Below are 13,679 nucleotides of genomic sequence, written 5' to 3' on the forward strand. Positions count from 1 at the left end.
CCCGGACGAGGGCGGATGGCCATTGTCCCGTTCCAAAAACCGTGGCCGATCGCATTGACGCGGGTCGGTCCGGCATCGAGCATCGGGTGGGGGCCCACCGTCATCTGTCCGTCCCAGCGCATGGGACAAGGGGAGGAAGCATGTCGGTAATGTCGAACGATCCTGTGCTGCCCGCGGGTTGGCAGGAGTTCGTCGGGAAGCCCGACCCGACCACGGCCAAGGCGGTGGCGAGGGCGCTGACGCAGCTGGGCTCGCCCGCCGCGCTCGAATCCGTGAAGCTCATCGCCGAGACGCTGGCCGAGCGCTCGGCGGCCGAACGCAGCGAGAAGTCCCGGCTCATCGCGGCCCAGCTGAGGGGCGAGGTCGCCCACGCCTTCATGAAGGCGACCGCGGCGACCCGCCTGGCCCACCCCACGGTGCGGACGCCCGTGGAGAAGCCGGCGCCGCAGCACCAGGACGTGGCGCACTACCTCGACGTCCTGCCGCCGAAGCAGCCCGGCGAGCGCCCCGAGACGACCCCGGGCGGCCACGACCCGCTGACGCTGGAGGCGCTCGACCTCGCCACGGCCGACCTGGCCGCGCTCGCTGACCGCGTCGCCGACGAACGCGACGCCTCGTCCATGGGCCATCTCCGGAAGGCGGCGGAGCTCGTCGACTCCATCAACGCCGAGCCGACGACGTACTCACACGAGCGCCGCGCCGAGCTCGCGGCGGCGGTGAAGGGCACGACGCAGGAGCACATCGTCGAGCAGATCGGCTTCCGGGCGGCGAAGACCCAGCGCGACAAGGAGCGGGGCCTGTCGGCCGAGAACGAGCTCGCGGCCAGTTACTGGCGCACCAACTACGTCGACACCCTGCAGAAGTTCCTGGCCAAGCTGGGCACCGTGATGCCGGACCCGGACGACATCCTCGTCAACAGCCCGCGCGTGCTGGAGAAGCTGGCGATGATGGTGGACCCGAAGGTGGTGGCCGGGCTCAGAATCAAACCGGTCGTGGGGCGGACGGGCATCAGCGTGCTGAGCGGCATCTCCGCCTTCGCGAAGCAGGACATCGCCTGGAAGTCGATCCTTCAGGAGCTCGGCGCGACGCCGTCGGCCTACCAGCTCTACGAGCTCATGGACACGGGCAAGCCCGACGCCCAGGCCGACTCCACCGTCAACACCTGGGCCGACCTCGTGGCGCTCATCACCGGCAGCCCGTTCGCCCGCCTGCAGGAGATCGCGCGGCAGAAGACCGAGCTGGCGCCGGTGTGCGCCATGGTCGAGCACCTCGTGCTGGGCCTCACCGACGAGTTCGGCCCGAAGCGCACCGACGCGCTGACCGCCAACGCGCTGCGCTCGCTGGGCCGGCTCCTCGACATCGTCGTGGCGAACCAGCACAACCCGTCGGTGGCGCTGCGCGCGGTCGACCTCATGATGGACGAGATCGGCATCGTGGTCGCCGTGGCCAAGAACTACAAGGGCACCGACTACCAGCACGCTGTACGGCGGGTCGTGCTGGAACGCGCGCCCAGCATCGCGCCGCTGGTCGAGGGCGAGCAGGTCCACATGTACAGCTACCTCACGACCAGCGGCATGGAAGCGCTCGGGACGGCGCTGTGGATCGCGCTGTCCTGGCGGGGGCACGAGCAGGTCTCGCGCTCCACCGAGCCGATCGACTACTTCGAGACCGGCGAGCTGCTCAGAAGGCTCAGAGAGGGCGACACGCTGACGCCGCACCAGGACGTCCTGGTCGCGACGCTGAACCCGAGCGCGCCCTACTCCGCGCCATCGCCTGAAGGGCTCGTGGCCGACGTGCGCAAGGCCATCGCGGCGCAGAAGAAGGGCGCGGCGCCGTGCGTGCTGATCATCGACACCACGATCCAGCTCGCGCCCGGGTCGACCGGCGGCAGGGGCCGGCTCGACGTCATCCTCGGCAGCCTGAAGGAGGACATCGCCGCAGGCAGGCTGGAGGTCTTCCTGTGCAAGAGCTACCAGAAGTACGCCTCGTTCGGCACCGGCAAGGTGGCCGCCGGCGATCTCACGCTGCTGTCCCAGAAGGGCAACCTCGAATCCGTGTTCGCGCGGGCCGAGGCGCTGCTGCAGGACAGCCAGCTCGATCTCGCCCGGCACGACGAGGGACAGCTCGTGATCCACATGCTCCGGCACGGGCACCGTGACGAGCTGGCGCTGATCGACAGCGCCGCCCGGAACGCGAAGTTCGTGGACGAGTTCTGCTGGCCGATCGACCCGAAGAGCAAGCGCCAGGGCACCACCTACGTGGACGGGATCCCCCTGCTCCTGCGCGCGACGTCCACCGGCAAGATCGACACCCTCTTCGGCAAGCTCGTCCTGATCGACTGGCGCGACAGCTTCTCGTTCCTGCGGACGTCGTACGTCGGCAGGATCCCGGGGCCGTGGGGGGCGTCGCCGGCGGAGCAGAAGGAGGAGTGGTACGTCCGGATCAACCCCGGCCACGAGTCCAAGGAGACGATGGTCGAGTGCTTCTACGCCTTCGGCCACCTGGCGACCAGCACGCCTCCCGGCGCGGGGCAGCCGAGCCAGAAGGAGGTCGATCTCGGCCGGCTGCCGCTGAACGCGGTGCTGGAGCACCTGGGGGCTCTGGACGGCGTCAAGGGTGACGCCGGCGTCGAACGGTACCGCAACAACATCGCGGCCTCGTACTGCGTGTTCGCCGTCCAGAACGTGGGTTTCGGCAAGGACGCCCTGGTGCCGCTGCTCGCCGGGTTCTTCGCGAAGCGGACGGGCGGCGTCACGATCGAGACCCAGCGCTATCTCGCCGGTGAGCTGTTCTCACTGCTCAAGGAGAAGACCGTCGACGTGGTCCACGACACGGGCCCGGCCAAGCTGCCTCCGCCGCCGGCGTCGGGCAAGAAGAAGGTCCTCAGCGTGGACCTCACCACGGTCGCGGGGCTGTGCCGCGCGGCGGCGGTCCTTCCCGCCTGGCGGTTCACGGCGCTCGCCAAGGAGTTCGAGCTGGGCCAGATCGGCGTTTCCGCCGAGGAGAAGCGGCTGAGCGCCCTGGTCGCCAAGGCCGTCAAGGGCTAGGCGGCGGTCAGCCCGGCCGGCGGAGCAGGTCCACGGCGAGCTCCTGGAGGCGCGGTTTGGCGATCTTGCCGACCGCGCCGCGCGGGAGCTCGTCGAGGATCCAGACGCGCCGGGGCACCTTGAAGTTCGCCAGCCGCTCGCGGCACCAGGCGAGGAGTTCGCTCTCGTCCAGCTCTCCGGAGACGACCACGAAGGCCGCCGTCACCTCGCCGAGGCGGTCGTCGGGCACGCCGACGACCGCCGCGTCCGTCACCGACGGATGGTCGGCGAGGACGTGCTCGACCTCCGCCGGGTAGACGTTGAACCCGCCCACGATGACCATGTCCCTGGTCCGCCCGGCGATGCGCACGTAGCCGTCCTCGCCGATCCAGCCCAGATCGCCCGTACGGAGCCAGCCGTCGCGCATCACCTCGGCCGTGGCGTCGGGGTCGTCGAGATAGCCGGCCATGACGTTGGAGCCGGTCACCTCGATCTCGCCCACCACGGGGCTGCCCGTCGCGTCCGGCGCCCAGACGCGCGCCCGGACGCCGTCGATGGGCCGGCCGATCGTGTCGCACACCAGGTCGAGCGGGTCGCCGGGGCGGGTCATGGTGCACACCCCGGTCGCCTCGGTCAGCCCGTAGCCGATGACCACGTCGCCGACCCCCAGCTCCTGCTTGAGGTCCCGTACGAGAGCGGGCGGCACGATCGCGGACCCGATGACCGCCACGCGGATGGTCGGCTCGCCGGGGATGTCGCCGTTCCGGCGGGCCGCGACCACGTACCGCTGCGCGGCGGGCGGCGCGTTGAGCACCGCGACCGGCAGCGTGCGGACGACCTCGGCGATCGACTCCGCCGACACCACGGGGATCAGCACCGCGGTCGCCCGCACCTGGAACGGCGAGATGAGACCGGTCTTGAACCCGCCGATGTGCGCGAGCGGATAGGTCACCGGGTAGACGTCGCCCCGGCCGAGCCCGACGACCTCGGCCCAGGTGCGGGCGGTGGTGAGGAACGGCTCCTGCCGGAGCACCGCGCCCTTGGGCCGCCCGGTGGTGCCCGACGTGAACTGGATCGCGATGATCTCGCCCGGCTCGACCCGTGCCGCCGCACCCGCGCCGGCGCGGAACTCGTCCCATCCCACCGCGCCCTCGGGCACGTCGGGGCCGAGGGCGATCACCTGGGCGCCGCCCGCGATAGGGAGCGCCTCGGCCGCCAGCCGCCGCCCCGCGAGCAGGCCGGGCGCGACCAGGAAGGGGGCGGAGACCCGGGGCAGGATCGCGGCCACCTCGGCGCTCGTGTAGCGCGGGTTGAGCGGGACGAGCACGCCCCCGGCCACGATGGCCGAGAGCATGGCGACGGTGCAGTCGATCGTGTTCGCGGCCCAGCAGGCCACCCGGTCGCCGGGGCGCAGGCCGTGCGCGATCCAGGCGGCGGCGCCCTCGCGCACGCGCGCGTGCAGCTCGGCGTACGTCACCGACTCTCCCTCGCACATCAGCGCGGGGACGTCCGCGGCGTCTCCGGCCGCGGCTGCCAGCAGCGTCTCGATCGTCGTCGTCATGGTGAGTGGCCCTCCCGAGTAGAGGACATCATTGCCGAATCACGCACGAAAGGTCATCCCGCCCGGCTCGTCCGGCTGCTGATGCGCCAGCCCTCCGGCGTACGGACGAGCTCGTCGGTGTAGACCCCGAAGACCCGCACCGCGGGGGTGCCGGTGGTGTCGCCGAAGAACAGGAAGTACGAGACCGCGGTGGCTGTGTCGCCCGTCACGGTCACGTGCAACGGGACCACCAGGTGGCGGGTGTTCGTGCCGGGCCCGCTGACGCCTTCTGCGCGGCGCTGCCGGGTGGCGGCGACGATCTCGTCCGCCCCCTGCTGGGTGCTGCCGCCGAAGCTCCAGGTGGCGTCGGAGGTGTAGAGCGCGCGGTAGTCGTCCGGCTCGCCCTCGTCGGCGAGGTGGGCGGCGAGCCCGATGAGGGAGCGGATGAGGACCTCGTCCTCGGCGTGGCTGGTGTCGACCATTGCCGCAATCTATCATTTTAATGATGTAAATCATAAGAGGAGAGTGCTCATGATCGTGGTGTCCGAGCCCCGGCCGCGCGTCCGTCTCGTCACACTCGACCGTCCCGCCCGCCGCAACGCGCTGGACCTGGCGGGCTTCCGCGACCTGGCCGCCGCCTGGCGGGAGGTGGCGGCCTCCGGCGCGGGGGCCGTCGTGGTGACCGGTGGGAGCGACTTCTCCTCCGGCGCCGACCTCGCGACGTTCTCCGCCGACGTCGCCGCGGCGATCCGCGGTGGCCGGTCCTCCGCTGGGGCCTCCGCGCCCGACGCCGGCGGGCCCGCCGCGGCGGTGTGGGCCGATGTGCACCACGCGCTGCTGCGTGACGTGGTGCTGGAGGTCCCGGTCGTGGCCGCGATCGAGGGCATCTGCTTCGGCGCCGGGATGGAGCTGGCGGGCGCGACCGACATCCGGATCGCCGGGGAGTCGGCGCTGTTCTCGTTGCCGGAGGTGCGGCACGGGTTCATCGCGAGTGGCGGGTCGGTGGCCCGGCTGCCCCGGCAGATCGGCTACCCGGCGGCGATGCAGGTGATGCTCACGGGTGAGCGCTTCGGCGCGGAGCGGATGCGCGCGTGGGGGTTCGTCGGCGAGGTGGTGCCGGACGGCGCCGCGCTCGGTCGCGCCCTCGACCTGGCCGAGCTGATCGCCGGCCACCCGGCCGCCGCCGTGCGCGGGATCAAGCGCGCCGTGGGTGAGGGCGTGCGCGGCACGCTCGCGGACGCGTACGCCGTCGAGTCGCGGGTGTCGGACGAGGTGCTGGGCGGGTGAGCGGCCGTGGATCGGAAGGTTACGGGTTGGCCTTAACCGGGGCAACGGCCTTGTCGCTGACCCATGCTTTGCGTATCTTATCAATGATTGAGTATTAGATCAGTGCTGATGGCAGCGCTCAGAAAGGCGTTCGCATGCCGCCCACACAGCCCGTGAAGATCGCCGTGCGCAAGCTCGGCAAGGTCTTCTCCAGCGGCGCCGGCTCCGTCCGCGCGCTGGACGAGATCGTGCTGGACGTCCACGACGGCGAGTTCTTGTGCCTGCTCGGCCCCTCGGGCTGCGGCAAGACCACCCTGCTCAGGGTCATGGCCGGGCTGGAGCGGCCGTCCAGCGGCACGATCGACATGCGGCACGACGACCCGTCCCGATCCCTGTCGGCCGTGGTCTTCCAGGACTACTCCGTCTTCCCGTGGAAGACGATCAGGGAGAACGTCATCTTCCCGCTGCTCCAGACCGGGGTCCGGCGGGCGCGGGCCAAGGAGATCGCCGATCACTGGCTCGCCCAGCTCGACCTGTCCGGCTTCGAGAACGCGTACCCGGACACCGTCTCCGGCGGCATGAAGCAGCGGGTCGCGATCGCCAGGGCGCTCGCCGTCGAACCCGAGACGCTGCTCATGGACGAGCCGCTGGCCGCGCTCGACGCCCAGCTCCGCCTGCTGCTCCAGGAGAAGCTGCTGGACCTGTGGCAGGCCAACCAGAACACGGTCGTCTTCGTCACCCACTCGATCGACGAGGCGCTGCTGCTCGGCGACCGGATCGCGGTGATGAGCGCGCGGCCCGGCCGGATCGCCACGGTGATCGACGTGCCCTTCGACCGGCCGCGGCACCCTGACGAGATCCGCGCCTCGCCCGACTTCGCCGCCCTGCGCGACGAGATCTGGCACCGACTGCGAAGGGAACTCCAGCCCGCATGAGCCCCGTCACCCGCGACCAGGAGGCCGTCGAGAGCACCGGCACCTGGCGGACGATCGCCCCAGGACCGGCCGAGCTCGACCCGCGCGGCTACGCCCGCCGCCGCACGCTCATGGAGCGCGGCCTGGCGATCCTCGTGCCGGTCGCGCTCATCAGCCTGTGGCAGCTGCTGGCCGGGGCCGGGGTGCTGGAGAGCAACTACTTCCCCCCGCCCAGCGACATCGCGGCCTCCTGGGCCGACCTCCTGGCCAGCGGCGTCTACCAGGAGTCGGTGCTGGCCAGCCTGAGCCGCATCGTCTCCGGCTACCTGCTCGGCACGTCCTGCGCGGTCGCGCTCGGCATGGTGATCGGCTCCGTACGGCTGCTCAGGGTGGCGCTCGAACCCACGATCTCGGCGCTCTACACGGTGCCGAAGCTGGCGATCCTGCCGCTACTGCTGCTCATCTTCGGCCTCGGCGAGACCAGCAAGATCCTCCTGGTCGCGCTGACCTGCTTCTTCGTCGTGCTCATCAACACGATCGACGCGGTCAGCAGCGTCTCCCCCCGCTACCACGACGTGGGGCGCTCGTGCGGCGCCTCGCGCTGGTCCACGCTCGTGCACATCACGCTGCCGGCGGCGCTGCCGCAGACCCTCACCGGGATGCGCATCGCCTCCGGCCTCGCCGTCATCGTCATCGTCGGCGCCGAGTTCGTCGCCGCCGACGCCGGCCTGGGATTCCTCGTGTGGAACTCGTGGAACCTCGGCGTCCCCGAGCACATGTACGTGGGCATCGTCTCGATCTCGCTGATCGGCGTGATCGTCGGCCTGGTGCTCCGGGGCGTCGAATGGCTGCTCACCCCCTGGAACCGGTGACTTCCCCCCACCGGCCGATCGAAAGGAACGACCCGTGACCGCACGGCTCTCGTTGAGCAGGCGCGTCATGGCCGCGCTCGCCCTCCCCATCCTCGCCCTCGGCGCGCTGACCGCCTGCGGCGCCGAGGAGGAGACCGGCACGCCCGCCAGTGACACCACCCGCACGCTCAAAGTCGGCTACATCTCCGGCACCTCGCTGGGCCCGGCCTTCGTCGCCGACGCCCTCGGGTGCTACCGCGACGAGGGCCTGACCATCGAGTTCGAGCCCATCAAGAACCCGGCCGACGCGATCGCCTTCCTCGCCACCGACAAGCTCGACGTCTACGTCGGCTCGCCGTCGGCCGGCATGTTCAACCAGGTCGCGAAGGGCGCCGAGCTCAAGATGGTCGCCTCGCTCGGCTCGGTGAACACGCCGGAGGGCGAGGCCGCGCCGAGCGGCCTGTTCGGCGCCAAGTCGATCAAGTCGGTGGAGGAGCTCAAGGGCAAGCGGGTGGCCCTGCTCGGCTCCGTCGGCTCGGCCACCTCCTACCTGCTGGGCAAGTCGCTCGAAGCCGGCGGGCTGAGCTTCGGCGACGTCGAGCTGGTCACCCTCGGCAGCTCCGACATGGTGCCCGCGCTCAAGAACGGCGGCGTGGAGGCCGCGCTGCTGTTCGCGCCCGAGACCCAGAAGGCCATCGACCAGGACGTGGCGCACGCCCTGGTCGACTCGAAGAAGGCGTACGGATCGAGCACTACGGCCGGCATCATCTTCGGCACCAAGCTGCTGAAGACCGAGCGGGCCACCGGGGTGAGCTTCCTGAAGGCCAACGCCTGCGCGGCCAAGCGGTTCGAGGGTGACTGGCGCAAGGACGCCGAGATCGTCAAGATGCTGGCCGACTTCATGAAGGTGCCGGAGAACACCATCAGCGGCGGCGGTCTCTACGCCTTCGACAGCAGCCTGGCCATCAACGAGGGCACGCTGACCGAGATGCAGGAGATGTTCGTGAAGGTCGAGGGCATCCTCACCTACACCGACCTGCTCCCGGCCGACAAGCTCGTGGACGACACGCTCAGGGCCGAGGCCGTGGGCGCGGCCTGACCCGTACGGACGAGAAACGGCCGCCGGGAGACCGGCGGCCGTTTCCGTGTGAGGTCAGCGCGTGCCGTAGTCGATGTTGTCGAGCAGGTCGGTGTTGACCAGGTCGTTCTGCGAGGCGCCCAGGCTGGAGCTCCGCGTCGCGTCCAGGTGGGCGGTGGCCAGCTTGACGGCGCGGGCCCCGTCGCCGGCCTCGATCGCGTCGACGATCTTCTCGTGGTCGCGCAGCGCCGCCCTGAGCGACTTGCGCGCCATGGGGGAGTCGGTGTCGTCGCCCGCCGGGACGTCACCCCACACCGTGGACTCGTGGGCGGTCCAGATGAGCTCCAGCGAGCCGATGATGACGATCATCGTCTCGTTGCCGCACGTCTCGACGATCTTCTCGTGGAAGCGCCGGGCCAGCAGCGGGAACTGCTCCGCGTCGTCGAACGCCGCCTGCTGCTCCGCGATGACCTTGCGGAGCTCGGGCACGGTGGTCTCGGCCCGGTCGGGGCGGGCGGCGCAGAGCGCGACACAGGTCGGCTCCAGGCTCAGCAGCGCCCCGCTCACGTCGGACATCGTGGTGCGGCGGGTCTGCAGCACCATGCTGATCGTGCGGGCGATGCGCTGCGGAGTGGGCAGGTGGACGACGGCGCCGCCGACGTTGCCGCGGCGCACCGACACCAGCCCTTCGGTCTCCAGGATGCGCATCGCCTCGCGCACGGCCGGCAGGCTGACCCGGAACTCCGTGAAGAGATGCTCCTGCCTGGGCAGGCTGTCTCCTTCGGTGAGCCGGCCCGAGAGGATGTCGTCGCGCAGCTTCGCGGCGACGATCTCGGCGAGACGCGGCTGTCGTAGCTGTCGCACGCGTGCCTCTTCTCTCCTATGGTTTCCGGGAGCGGGCGAGGCGCCGGACAGGCGCTCGCGACACCGCTGTCAATCTTACAATCTTTATGACTACAGCATAACTTCCTTGGGCGGGGCGCTTGTCCGCAACTGGCGGCGCAGCACCTTGCCCACGTCGTTGCGCGGCATGGCGTCGACGGCGACGAAGGACACCGGCACCTTGTAGGGCGCCAGGTGCTCCCGGCACCACGCGGTCAGCTGCCCTTCGTCCACCTCGCCGTCGACCGGCACGATCCACGCGCAGGGCACCTCGCCGAGCCGGCGGTCGGGCACGCCCGCGACGGCCGCGTCGCGCACCGAGGGGTGGCGCCGCAGCACCTCCTCCACCTCGTCGGGGAAGACCTTGAGGCCGCCCCGGTTGATCATGTCGCTGACCCTGCCCTCGATCCACAGGAACCCGTCGGCGTCGAGCCGGCCGACGTCGCCGGTGCGCAGGAACCCGTCGAGCATCCGGTCGGCGTCCTCGTCGCCCGCGACCGCGTACCCGCGCATGCGGTAGGGGGAGCGGACGTGGATGTGGCCCGGCTCGCCCGCCGGCAGGTCCTGGTCGTGCTCGTCGAGTATCCGGACGTCCACGTCGTCGTAGGGGCGGCCGACCGCGCCGAGCTTCTCCGTGCCGTAGGTGCGGATGTCCTCGATCGTCCAGCCGACGACCTCGCCGCCGAGCTCGGTCTGCCCGTACGAGTTGAGCACGAGCACGCCGTACCGGTCGTGGAAGCGCTGGGCGACGGCGGGGGAGAGCGGCGCGGTGATGGAGCGCACGATCTGCAGCGGCTCCAGGGTGTCGACCCCGTCCGCCTCGCTGAGCATGGTGATCATGGCGGGCGCGAGCACCGTCGAGGTCAGCTCGTGCTCGCGCACCGCCCTGGCGAACTCCTCCGGGGTGAACCGGTCGAGCAGCACCACGCCGAACCCGGCGCGGAACGAGAAGAGCGTGTTGAAGATCCCCGCCCACAGTGCCAGGGAAAGGGGGATCAGGTTGGCCCGCAGCTCCGCCCGCGGCTCGCGCGGCCCCGAGCTCCGCCTGCGCAGCTTGCGCAGGCTCGCGTCCAGCGCGTCCAGCGTGCCGTCGTGGCGCAGCAGGACCGCCTTGGGCTTGCCGGTCGTCCCCGACGTGCGCAGCACCAGGGCGATGTCGTCGTCGTACGTGGTCGCGTCCGCCGGCACGGGCCTGCGGGTGCGGGCGCTCCAGGTGGTCTCGTCGAGCTCCACGACGCCGATGCCGGCGTCCCGCCCCTCAAGGTCCCCGGTGGTGCCCAGGAGCAGGCACACGGGGGTGTCGTCAATGAGCGCCGCCACCTCGTGGCCCGTCATGCGGTGGTTGACCGGCATGTAGACGGCCCCGGCCCGCCAGGCCGCGAACATCGCCACCACGCCGGAGGCGCCGGACCCGACCAGCGCCCCGACCGGATGACCCGGCCGGACCCCGGCCCTCGTCAGCTCGCCGGCCACCCGGGACACGGCGGCGCGCAGCTCTGCCAGGGTCAGGGTGCTGCTGGTCGAATGCACGACGGTGGCCTCGTCGAGCGCGGGCAGCTCGTCGAGGAGCTCCGTCAGCGATCGCCCGGCCGGCCCGGTGGCCTGCCCGTCCCCCCGTGGAACGCTCGTGCTCATCCGCGTCCTCTCCATGAAACGCAATCATTACAAAGATAGTAACATCTATACGTAGGAGTGACGGGATCAAAGAGTGCATCTTTATAATGCTTGCATGTATAGCGAGTATCCCGCTGTGGAAGGCCTGGTCACAGGGCTTTCCGAAGGCGTGCTCTCCCTGCGCCTGGCCGACCCGCGCCGGCGCAACGCGCTCAACGACCGCTCCCTGCGCGCCGTCATCGACGCCCTGGAGCTGGCCCATAACGACGAACGGGTACGCGCCGTACTCCTGTCGGGCGAGGGCGGCGACTTCTGCAGCGGCTTCGACATCGTGGCGCGCAACGCGGGCTCCGGCGGCCGGCCCAGGCCGGGCGCGATCCAGCGGCGGCTGCCGTCGCAGGCCCACCGGCTGATCCCCCAGCTGTGCGAGCTGCAGGTGCCGGTGGTGTGCGCCGTCACGGGGTACGCGGTCGGGATCGGCTTCCAGCTCGCCCTGGCCTCGGACTTCGTGGTCGCCGACACCACGGCGACCTTCTGGCAGCCGTTCATCACCCGGGGCATGACGCCGGACAGCGGCGCCACCTGGCTGACCGCCCGCGCGGTCGGCCCGCTGCGCGCCCGCCGCCTGCTCATGCTCGGCGAGCGCCTCGACGCCGACACCGCGAGCGCGTGGGGCGTCGTGCACGAGGTCGTCGAGCCGGGCCGGGCGGACGAGGCGGCGGGCGCGCTCGCCGCCCGGCTGGCGGCCGGGCCGACGGTGGCGCTGGGCCTCACCAAGGCCCTGATCAACCAGGCCGCCGACGCCGCGCTCCGCGAGCAGCTGCCGGCCGAGGCGTTCGCGCTGGAGGTCTCCTCCCGCGCCCAGGACTTCCGCGAGGGCCTGAGCGCCTTCGTGGAGAAGCGCGAGCCGAAGTTCACCGGGAAATAGGAGGCCTTGATGGACACGGAGCGGACCGTTCCGCGCATGCTGATGGCCGGGGTCGAACGGTTCGGCGACCGGCCGGCGGTCATCGACGGCGAGACTGAGCTGACGTACCGGGAGCTGCTGGCCGCGGCGCTGGAGGTGACGCGCGGCGCCATCGCGCTCGGCGTCCGGCCGGGCGACCGGGTGGGCATCTGGGCGCCCAACACCCACCGCTGGATCGTCGCCTCGCTGGGCCTGCACTGCGCCGGCGCCACCGTGGTCCCGCTCAACACCCGCTACCGCGGCCGCGAGGCCCGGGAGATCCTCGGCCGGGTCCGGGCGAAGGCGGTCTTCCTGGACAACGGCTTCCTCGGCTACGACTACGCGGCGGCGCTGCGGGAGCGTGACGGGGACGAGCCCGCGCTCGGCGAGCTCGCCGTGGTCGACATGCTCGACGGCGGGAGCTGGGGCGACTTCCTGGCGGGCGGCGCGGCGGTGAGCCCGGAGACCGCGAGGGAGACGGCGCTGGCCGTGGACCCCGCCGACCTGAGCGAGGTCATCTTCACCTCCGGCACCACCGGCCGGGCCAAGGGCGTGACGATCCCGCACGGCACCTGCCTGGACCTGTACGCGGCGTACGGCCGGATCTGGGGGCTGCGGCCCGGGGACCGCTACCTGGTGTCGCTGCCGTTCTTCCACACCGGCGGCAACAAGGCGGGCATCATCACGAGCCTGATGAACGGGCTGACGATCGTGCCGCTCGCCGTGTTCGACCCGGTGGAGGTCATGCGGATCATCGAGTCCGCCCGGATCTCGGTGATGAACGGGCCGCCCACCATCTACTACTCGCTGCTGGAGAGCCCCGGCCGGGAGTCCTTCGACCTCGGGTCGCTGCGCGTGGCCGCCACCGGTGCGGCCGTCGTGCCGGTGGCGCTGGTCGAGCGGGCCCGCTCCGAGTTGCCGTTCGAGCACTTCATCACCGCGTACGGGATGAGCGAGTGCTTCGGCACCGCGACGATGTGCCGCGCGGGCGACTCCGCCGACGTGATCGCCCGCACCAACGGGCGCGCGCTGCCGGGCGTCGAGCTGCGGGTCGTGGACGCCGAGGGCCGCGACCTGCCGCCGGGCGAGCCGGGCGAGGTGCTGATCCGCGGCGCCAACGTCACCCCCGGCTACTGGGAGGACCCCGCCGCCACGGCGGAGGCGATCGACGCGGAGGGCTGGCTGCACTCGGGCGACGTCGGCACGCTCGACGCCGACGGCAACCTCAAGATCACCGACCGGATCAAGGACCTCTTCTTCGTCGGCGGGTTCAACGTCTCGCCCGCCGAGGTCGAGCAGGCGCTCGCGCGCCACCCGGCGGTCTCCGAGGTGGCGGTGGTCGGCGTGCCGGACGCCCGGCTCGGCGAGGTGGCCAGGGCGTACGTGGTGCGCCGGCGCGACGCCGAGGCCACCGGCGAGGAGATCATCTCCTGGGCGCGGGAGCGGCTGGCCAACTTCAAGGTCCCCCGTACGGTCGAGTTCGTCGAGGAGCTGCCCCGCAACGCCAGCGGCAAGGTGCTGAGGCGCGACCTGCGCGCGGCACTCTGACCTTTTCACCGTCG

The 13,679-nt window shown here is 71.3% G+C and carries 11 protein-coding genes; 7 read left to right on the forward strand and 4 right to left on the reverse strand.

Annotation, left to right across the window (positions count from 1 at the left end):
* Positions 1–149: 149 nt before the first annotated feature.
* Positions 150–3,047: a hypothetical protein gene (locus AB0K05_RS14590; RefSeq protein WP_364229421.1), complete on the forward strand. Its 2,898-nt coding sequence runs from the start codon at positions 150–152 to the stop codon at positions 3,045–3,047.
* Between the two features lie 7 nt (positions 3,048–3,054).
* On the opposite strand, the gene AB0K05_RS14595 is transcribed toward AB0K05_RS14590, so the two are convergent.
* Both AB0K05_RS14595 and AB0K05_RS14600 read right to left on the reverse strand, forming a co-directional pair.
* Positions 3,055–4,587: an AMP-binding protein gene (locus tag AB0K05_RS14595; RefSeq protein ID WP_364229423.1), complete on the reverse strand. Its 1,533-nt coding sequence runs from the start codon at positions 4,585–4,587 to the stop codon at positions 3,055–3,057.
* Positions 4,588–4,640: 53 nt separating this feature from the next.
* Entirely contained in the window at positions 4,641–5,048 is a 408-nt protein-coding gene (locus AB0K05_RS14600) for a nuclear transport factor 2 family protein (RefSeq protein WP_364229425.1), read from the reverse strand.
* A 49-nt stretch (positions 5,049–5,097) separates the two neighbouring features.
* Between AB0K05_RS14600 and AB0K05_RS14605 the strand changes: the two genes are divergently transcribed.
* The 4 genes from AB0K05_RS14605 to AB0K05_RS14620 all read left to right on the forward strand — a co-directional run bounded on the left by AB0K05_RS14605 (position 5,098) and on the right by AB0K05_RS14620 (position 8,696).
* Entirely contained in the window at positions 5,098–5,853 is a 756-nt protein-coding gene (locus AB0K05_RS14605; protein WP_364229427.1) for an enoyl-CoA hydratase/isomerase family protein, read from the forward strand.
* A 134-nt stretch (positions 5,854–5,987) separates the two neighbouring features.
* A complete protein-coding gene (locus tag AB0K05_RS14610; RefSeq protein WP_148035411.1) occupies positions 5,988–6,767 on the forward strand; it encodes an ABC transporter ATP-binding protein in 780 nt (259 codons plus the stop codon).
* Complete coding sequence (locus tag AB0K05_RS14615; RefSeq protein ID WP_148035410.1) at positions 6,764–7,618, forward strand: ABC transporter permease; 855 nt, start codon at positions 6,764–6,766, stop codon at positions 7,616–7,618. The genes AB0K05_RS14610 and AB0K05_RS14615 overlap by 4 nt, the downstream gene beginning before the upstream one ends.
* A 34-nt stretch (positions 7,619–7,652) precedes the next feature.
* Positions 7,653–8,696 (forward strand): ABC transporter substrate-binding protein, encoded by a 1,044-nt coding sequence (locus AB0K05_RS14620; RefSeq protein ID WP_364229430.1) that lies wholly within the window; start codon positions 7,653–7,655, stop codon positions 8,694–8,696.
* A 54-nt stretch (positions 8,697–8,750) separates the two neighbouring features.
* Here AB0K05_RS14620 and AB0K05_RS14625 read toward each other — a convergent pair whose 3' ends face one another.
* Together AB0K05_RS14625 and AB0K05_RS14630 are read right to left on the reverse strand one after the other, a co-directional pair.
* The gene (locus AB0K05_RS14625; protein WP_148035408.1) at positions 8,751–9,539 is read right to left on the reverse strand and encodes an FCD domain-containing protein; all 789 of its coding nucleotides are present in this window, start codon (positions 9,537–9,539) and stop codon (positions 8,751–8,753) included.
* 90 nt (positions 9,540–9,629) lie between these two features.
* Positions 9,630–11,192 (reverse strand): AMP-binding protein, encoded by a 1,563-nt coding sequence (locus tag AB0K05_RS14630; RefSeq protein ID WP_271277338.1) that lies wholly within the window; start codon positions 11,190–11,192, stop codon positions 9,630–9,632.
* A gap of 94 nt (positions 11,193–11,286) precedes the next feature.
* Here AB0K05_RS14630 and AB0K05_RS14635 point away from each other — a divergent pair, with 94 nt between their 5' ends.
* A complete protein-coding gene (locus tag AB0K05_RS14635) occupies positions 11,287–12,099 on the forward strand; it encodes an enoyl-CoA hydratase-related protein (protein WP_271277339.1) in 813 nt (270 codons plus the stop codon).
* A 9-nt stretch (positions 12,100–12,108) separates the two neighbouring features.
* Positions 12,109–13,665 (forward strand): FadD3 family acyl-CoA ligase, encoded by a 1,557-nt coding sequence (locus AB0K05_RS14640; RefSeq protein WP_271277340.1) that lies wholly within the window; start codon positions 12,109–12,111, stop codon positions 13,663–13,665.
* Positions 13,666–13,679: the final 14 nt, after the last annotated feature.

Origin of the sequence: Nonomuraea sp. NPDC049486, assembly GCF_040676925.1 — a bacterium.
GTDB classification, from domain to species: domain Bacteria; phylum Actinomycetota; class Actinomycetes; order Streptosporangiales; family Streptosporangiaceae; genus Nonomuraea; species Nonomuraea ferruginea.